Source organism: Hyphomicrobiales bacterium (assembly GCA_030688605.1).
Taxonomy (GTDB): Bacteria; Pseudomonadota; Alphaproteobacteria; order Rhizobiales; family NORP267; genus JAUYJB01.
Map to the genome: position 1 here is coordinate 1 of JAUYJB010000146.1, position 6,691 is coordinate 6,691.

Below are 6,691 nucleotides of genomic sequence, written 5' to 3' on the forward strand. Positions count from 1 at the left end.
CCCACCGAAGGCCGGGTTCTTTTGCGCCGTGGCGGTGTTGCGGCTGTTGGCCGATGCACCGCATCGCCCGGCGAGCCGCGCCTGGCCACGGCGCAAAATCATCCCGGTCAAATGGTTCCCTATAACCATGAACCGCTCTAAGGGCCTTCGGCCCCAAGCCTATCCCTCTCCCGCAAGGGGAGAGGGAACCCGACAACCGCCTTCGGCGCACTGAACCGGTAGCCTTTTAGAACAGCCTGCCGCCGTTCGGCACGGGCCGCTCGGGCGCGATCAGCACCACCTCGCCGTCCGCGTCGGGAAAGCCGAGCGTCAACACCTCCGACAGGGACGGCCCGATCTGGCGCGGCGGGAAGTTGACCACGGCGGCGACCTGAAGACCGATCAGCCGGTCCGGCCGGTAGTGGCGGGTGATCCGGGCGGAGCTCTTCTTGACGCCCAACTCCGGACCGAAATCGATCATCAGCCGGTAGGCGGGCTTGCGCGCCTCTGGAAAATCCTCGGCCCGGACGATCGTTCCGACCCGGATGTCCACTTTGACGAAATCTTCGAAGCCGATCTGCGCCGCAGGCTCGCTCATGCACGCCCCCCTGTCCCGTCGTGCCCAATCAGGTTGCCTCTTCCCGGCGGGTCCGATCGCCGCCGCGGCCGAAAAACGCGGCGCAGAAGGCGCCGGCGAGCCGCGCCGCGATGCCGAACCCTTGCAGCGGGCGCATGAGCCGCTCGGCGTCGCGCAGATGCCGGTCGAGGGCCGCCATGGTCCGCGCCATGCCCGGGTCCTCGTCTTCGAGCCACACGCCCATGGTGCGGAAGAAGATCATCGCCACGCCCTGCGCGCGGGCCATGCCGGAAAGCCCTTCCGCGTTGAGCCCGGCTGCCGCCATCATGGCAAGCTGCGAGCGGACGACGGCGCTGTCGAGCACCATCAGCGCGTCCGGGTCGCGGCTCAGCGCCTGCCACAGGCTGCGCACCCCCGCCTTGTAGGGGTTCAGCGCCTCGAAACGGCCGATCAGCACGTCGAACAGCCGCTCGCGCGCCGGCTCCCCGGCAAGCTCCGGGTCGAGATTCTCGATGACCTTCCGGTCGATGTGCCGCATGAAGCCGCACACCACCGAAAGCTTGGTCGGGAACACCTCGACCACGTCGGCAAGCGGCAGCTTCGCCCGCGCCGCGATATCCTGCAGCTTTATCTCGGCCCACGGTATTTCGGCGGCGAGCGCCAGCCCCGCCTCGACCACCTGCTCCTTCACCGCGCGCCGCGATGTGGAGCCTGCTTGCGCGGCGCTCTTGGCGGATTCGGCGGCGGCCGCAGCGGCCTTTGCCGACTTGGCCGGGCCATTTGCATTGGATGCTTTCGGTTTCTTGGAGCCTTGCTTGCGCGCCATCTCGCTACCTCCGCTTCGCTTACCCCTCAACATAGGGCCGCACGGCCCGCGCGCAAAGCCCACGGCAAGGCCGGGCGATCATGAGGGCGATTGGGAGAGTTCCCGGAAAGTCTAATTGAAAAGCTATTGGGAAAGCTCGCGCGAGCGAGCGCAGGCCGCGGCGACGGCGCGGGCGAGAAGCTCGGCAAGGCCGGCCTCTCCGCCAAGCACGGCAAGCGCGGCGGCCGTGGTGCCGCCGGGCGAGGTGACGTTTTCGCGCAGTTTCGCGGGCCCAAGCTCGGAGCGGCGCATCAGTTCGCCGGCGCCTTCGACCGTCACCCGCGCGGCGCGCTCGGCAAGCTCGCGCGGCAGCCCGCACTTGACCCCGGCTTCGGCGAGGCATTCGGCAAGATAGAACACGTAGGCCGGCCCGCTGCCCGAAACCGCCGTCGCGGCGTCGATCAGCCCCTCGTCCTCGACCCAGCCCACCTCGCCCACCGCTTCGAGCAGGCGGGCGGCGAGCGCCCTTTGCACCGGGCTCGCATGGGCATTGGCGCAGGCGACCGTCATGCCGCGCGCGACGGCGGCCGGCGTGTTGGGGATGGTGCGGATGATTGGCGTTTCCGCGCCCAGCCAGGCGGCGATGCTGGCGATGGTCCGCCCGGCGGCGACCGAGACAATCAGCGTGCCCGGGCGCACCAGCCCGCCAAGGCCGTCCAGAACCTCATCCATGATCTGCGGCTTGACGGCGAGCACCACGATGGCGGGATCGGCCAGCGTCTCCGGCGCCGGGTTGAGAGAAATCCCGTTCTTTTCGATCAAGGCCGCGCTTTCCGGCGGCGGCTTCGGGTCAAGGACGGAAATTTCGGACGGCTTAAGCCCGCCGCCGAGCCAACCGTCGATGAGCGCGCCGCCCATCATCCCGGCGCCGACGAGAACGACCGGTCCGGCGCCCGCGAGGCTCATGCCTGACCGATCGTCTCGAACAGCGAGGTTTCCAGCGCCCGCTGCGGGCTCTTGCCGGCCCACAGCACGAACTGGAACGACTGGTAATAGCGCTCGCAGGTTTCGAGCGCGGTGTGCAGCAGCGCTTTGCACTGCTCCGTCGTGGGCTCAGATCCGCCGGCGAAGAGCAGCCCATGTCGGTACATGAGCGCCCCCTCCTGAGTCCATAAATCGAAATGTCCAAGCCAAAGCTGCGCGTTGATCAGGGCGATCAGACGGCAGATATCGTCCTGCCGGTTTTCCGGCACGCGAATGTCGAAGGAGCAGGCCAGATGCAGGGATTCCAGATCCTCCTGCCAGTTGATCGACACGTGATAGTTGGTCCACGCGCCGTCGACGCTAATGTTGATCTCGTCGTCGGCGCAGCGGTCGAAGGTCCAGTCGTAGAGGGTGGCAAGCTGCTCGACGATGTCGACGGGGTGGCAGTCGCGCTCGAAATCGTCCAGCAGCATGCTCATCTGAGTCCTCGGCCCATGTCCGCGTCCCGCGGGAGAGGAGACTGGCGCCTGCCGCCTGCCGCGCGCCATCGGCCGCCGGCCTCGGATGCCGGCCCGCGCGGGCGCTGCGGCGAATCACCTCGCAACATCAATATATCGCGGGTGATTCACCGGGTACCACCACCAATATGTGAATTCGGTCAGTTTTCCCCAGGCGGCGGCATTTTCTTCTTGGCTGTCGGGGCGGCTTTGGCTTTCGGCTTAGCCGCGGCGGGCTTTTTGGCGGCCGTTTTGGCGCCCACGGCTTCGAGCTTGGCGAGGCGCATTTCCAGCGCCGCGTTCTCCTCGCGCGCTTTCTGCGCCATGGCGCGCACCGCCTCGAATTCCTCGCGCGGTACCACGTCGAGCTCGCGCAGGATCTTCTCCGCCTGCGCCCGCATGATGGTCTCGACTTCCTTGCGCATCCCCTGGGCGGCGCCGGCGGCGTCGGTCATCAGGCGGGCGATCTCGTCGAACAGGCGCGAGGTGGTCTGGGTCATGGTCGTGCTCCGGTCATGGAGGAGTGGCGCTCTGACTTGGTTATGGTCCTGCCCGCCTGCGGATTCAAGAGCGGCGGGGGTGTGGCGCAGCAAGGGGGCAAGCAAGGGCCTACCCGGATCGGCGCCGAGCGCGGTCCCGGCACGGACTCCAGGCGCCGTGCTCACGGTCGGAAGCAATTTGCCGGCATCGCCCCGGGTGCGCTTGCGGTTCGGTCATGATTGACCGAACGGCAGCTCGAGGGTGAACCGGGTTCCCGGATCCAGCCGCCTGACCTCCAGGCCCGCTCCGAGCTGCTCCGCGAGAGCCCGAACGACCTTCATGCCAAGCCCGGCATGCTCCTCGATCTCGAAATCCGCGGGAACGCCTTCGCCGCTGTCGGCGACGCTCAGCCGGCAAAAGCCATTGGCCGCGGTAAGCTCGACCTCGACGGTCCCGGCCTTGTCGTCGTAGGCGTGCTTGAACGCGTTGGTCACCAGCTCGGCGGTGATAATCCCGAGCGGAACCACCTGATCCGGCGGCAAGTTGCAATCCACGACGTGGCAAACGATCTCGCCGCCCCTGCTTTTCAGCGCCGCCGACTCGCCGAGTTCCTTGCACAGCTCCATGAGATACCGGCCGGCATCGACCCGTTCGAACTCCTTGTTCTGATAAAGCTGGTCATGCACCTTGGCGACCGCCATGACGCGGGCGCGCGCTTCCCCAAGATGGGATTTCGCCTCCGGGTCGCGGATCGCCGCGCTCTGCAGCCCGATCAGCGCCGACACCAGTTGCAGGGAGTTCTTGATCCGGTGATTCATTTCCCGCACCAGCAGTTCGCGATCCGAGGCCAACTGGCCCAGTTCGGCGTTTTTTTGCTCAAGCTCCTTGCCGCGCTCCTGCAAGCTCTGCGCCATCTCGTTGAAGCTCTGCCCGAGTTGGACCAGCTCCGGGGCCGATCCCACGCCTGCGCTGCGGGCGGAAAGGTCCCCGCCGCTCAGCCGTGCGACGGCCGCCTCCAGACTTTCAAGCGGACGGCGGATGGCGCGTTCGCCGATCACGCTGGCGGCGATCGCCGCCCCGGCGAACACGACGACGAGCAGCCCGATTCCCTGCCAGAAGATTTGATCGGCTTCCGCAAGCAGGGTGGGGGCGGGCACGCCGAGCGCGGCATAAACGCCCTTTTGCGGCAGCAGGGGCGAAATCGCCCACAGCCGCGGCAGCCCATCCAACCCTGTCGCCTCGGTGACGCCACCGCCCACGCTGGCGATCCAGACATGCTGCGGGGTTTCCGTCTTGCCGACCCAGCGTTCCGGCTCCGGCGAGCGGGCGAGGATGGTTCCCTTGCCGTTGAACACCGCCGCGACCCCATTCGGTGGCAGCCCGGCGGCGGAAATGGTCTTTGATAGGTCGGTAAGATCGAGCCCCAGTACGCCGACGATCTTGACGGCGCCGTCCTCTCCGAGGAGCGGCAGCGCCACGCCGACAATGGCCCGCTGCGACGACATGCCGATCTGAACGTCGCCGATGCTGAAGTCGTGCGTCTCGAGCAGGTCGCGGAAATAATCCCGCTCCGACAGGTTCAGTCCCAGCATCCGCCCGGGAATCGAGCTGCAAACGATGGTGCCGTCCGGGGTGGCGACGCCCAGGCCCGTAAAAGCCGGATTACGGCCCGCGAGCCGGATCAGATAGGCGTTGCAAAGCTCGGTATCCTGCCAATTGTCGCTGACCGCCGTCAGTACGGCACTAAGCACGCTTTCGGCGCGCTGGAAGAATTGAACCTGCTGCGCCGCCAGAAGCCGCGTTGACCGAAGCAACTGATCCTCCGCCGCCGCCCGGCGTTGGTCACGGCCTTCGAACTCGCTCCACGCATAGAGCAGGAAAACCGGCAGGGCGGCCACCAGAATGAGGAGCAGAAGTCTGATCTTGATGGTCATCTTCCCCTCGACCGGCAGATAATTTACACCAATTCCAACCTGCGACTATGACTTTCGCATGACCGGTTTTCGCCGCGCGGGCGATGAATGAGAGGGCGCTCGAAGGTCCGCCGCCGTTCATGCCGGTACAACCGGGGCAAGGGCTTGGCCGGATCGGCGCCGGGCGCCGATCCGGGACCCAGCAACCTCCGAGCCAAATCACCGACACAGGAGTTGCCGGATTGCCCGCCTTGGCGGGCAACGAGATGAGAGATGATGGGGACGCGGCCATGCGCGGCAAGGGAGCCCGGCGAAGCGCCATGGAGGGCTCCGCCGCATCCCGTACGCGCGGCGCCGGGTCGCGCTAGAGCGGTTCATGGTTATAGGGAACCATGAACCGCTCTAGATCGAAACTTACCGGATCACAAGATGCTATTGAGCCGCCGGCGCCGCTGGTTGCTGCGATGTCGCTTCGAGTTCGGTGATCCTGGCCTGCTGCTGCTCGACAAGCTTGGTCTTTGCATCGACGTCCGCCTTCAGCGCCTCGACCTCCGAAGCGGCGCTTTGCGCCTTGTCGTTGGCCTCGGCAAGCTGGCTTTGCAGCGTAGTCACTTGCTGAGTAAGATCGCCTGTCTGACTTTGCATGTAAACGTAGCCGATGACCGCCCCCACGATCAAAGCGATCAGGGCGACGATCCACGTTCTCGTTCCTTCCATTTAGACCTCCCCTTGGACGTCAAGGTCTCGATATTCCCGCCCCCCAAGGACGGCTCACGAAGCTGTTGCCACCCGAATAATAGGGCATCACGCGGCGAAACGCCAAATGTCTCGGCAGGTCGTGCCGGCTGCGTCATGTCCCGGTTTCCGCGCTTGGCCGGACAGACCTCCAAACCAGCGGCGACGCGGCGCCATGGAGGTAACGATGGTCCGTAAACGTTCGGCGCTGGAGCCCGACGATTTCACCGAGATGGCCTCTCTCAAGCACTGGGGCGAACTGCCCGACAGCGCGCGAGGCCGATCCGTCCCACGACGTCGTCGTGGATCGCGGCTGGGGGCGGCTGATGTTCGGCCCGACCTTTTCCGACCCCGACCATCTGGCGGGAGTACCGCGGGACGAGCGGGCCGGCCAACGCGACGTGGCGCTTTACGTGCGCGAGCCGCATGTGCCGCTGTCCCGCGCCCCGCACGCGCTGTTTCTCGATCCTCCTCCCCTGGCGGGGCAGCGGCGAGGAAGCGTGCGCCGACCCGGCTCGGAAGGGCTCTCGGTTTGGCTAGAGCGGTTCATGGTTATAGGGAATCGATTCGATGGGCCAAGTCGGTTCATCCGGGCAGGCGCGGCGCGACGCGCGATACGGGATATCGGGCGAGCGCCGCAACGAACCCGGTGGGCCGATTTGGCCCACCGAAGGCCGGGTTCTTTTGCGCCGTGGCGGTGTTGCGGCTGTTGGCCGATGCA

At 66.5% G+C, this 6,691-nt stretch carries 7 protein-coding genes; all 7 read right to left on the minus strand.

All coding sequences use genetic code 11. The features are described from left to right. Positions 1-226: 226 nt before the first annotated feature. Positions 227-577, minus strand: coding sequence for a tRNA-binding protein (locus Q8P46_15285; GenBank protein ID MDP2621508.1), 351 nt, complete (start codon positions 575-577; stop codon positions 227-229). Between the two features lie 28 nt (positions 578-605). Next, the gene (locus Q8P46_15290; protein ID MDP2621509.1) at positions 606-1,382 is read right to left on the minus strand and encodes a TetR/AcrR family transcriptional regulator; all 777 of its coding nucleotides are present in this window, start codon (positions 1,380-1,382) and stop codon (positions 606-608) included. Between the two features lie 123 nt (positions 1,383-1,505). Then, positions 1,506-2,327, minus strand: coding sequence for a pyrroline-5-carboxylate reductase (gene proC / locus Q8P46_15295; protein ID MDP2621510.1), 822 nt, complete (start codon positions 2,325-2,327; stop codon positions 1,506-1,508). Continuing rightward, a complete protein-coding gene (locus Q8P46_15300) occupies positions 2,324-2,824 on the minus strand; it encodes a YbjN domain-containing protein (protein ID MDP2621511.1) in 501 nt (166 codons plus the stop codon). Before Q8P46_15300 ends, proC begins: the two co-directional genes overlap by 4 nt. Positions 2,825-3,003: 179 nt before the next feature. Further along, the gene (locus tag Q8P46_15305; protein MDP2621512.1) at positions 3,004-3,342 is read right to left on the minus strand and encodes an accessory factor UbiK family protein; all 339 of its coding nucleotides are present in this window, start codon (positions 3,340-3,342) and stop codon (positions 3,004-3,006) included. Positions 3,343-3,555: 213 nt separating this feature from the next. Further along, positions 3,556-5,256, minus strand: a complete 1,701-nt coding sequence (locus Q8P46_15310; protein ID MDP2621513.1) for a histidine kinase dimerization/phosphoacceptor domain -containing protein — start codon at positions 5,254-5,256, stop codon at positions 3,556-3,558. 411 nt (positions 5,257-5,667) lie between these two features. Beyond that, positions 5,668-5,952, minus strand: coding sequence for a hypothetical protein (locus Q8P46_15315; GenBank protein ID MDP2621514.1), 285 nt, complete (start codon positions 5,950-5,952; stop codon positions 5,668-5,670). Between the last annotated feature and the right edge of the window lie 739 nt (positions 5,953-6,691).

Bases quoted from the DNA above. Each gene is read 5' to 3' on its own strand.
- Q8P46_15285 (MDP2621508.1), bottom strand. From the start codon at position 577: ATGAGCGAGCCTGCGGCGCAGATCGGCTTCGAAGATTTCGTCAAAGTG.
- Q8P46_15290 (MDP2621509.1), bottom strand. From the start codon at position 1,382: ATGGCGCGCAAGCAAGGCTCCAAGAAACCGAAAGCATCCAATGCAAAT.
- proC (MDP2621510.1), bottom strand. From the start codon at position 2,327: ATGAGCCTCGCGGGCGCCGGACCGGTCGTTCTCGTCGGCGCCGGGATG.
- Q8P46_15300 (MDP2621511.1), bottom strand. From the start codon at position 2,824: ATGAGCATGCTGCTGGACGATTTCGAGCGCGACTGCCACCCCGTCGAC.
- Q8P46_15305 (MDP2621512.1), bottom strand. From the start codon at position 3,342: ATGACCCAGACCACCTCGCGCCTGTTCGACGAGATCGCCCGCCTGATG.
- Q8P46_15310 (MDP2621513.1), bottom strand. From the start codon at position 5,256: ATGACCATCAAGATCAGACTTCTGCTCCTCATTCTGGTGGCCGCCCTG.
- Q8P46_15315 (MDP2621514.1), bottom strand. From the start codon at position 5,952: ATGGAAGGAACGAGAACGTGGATCGTCGCCCTGATCGCTTTGATCGTG.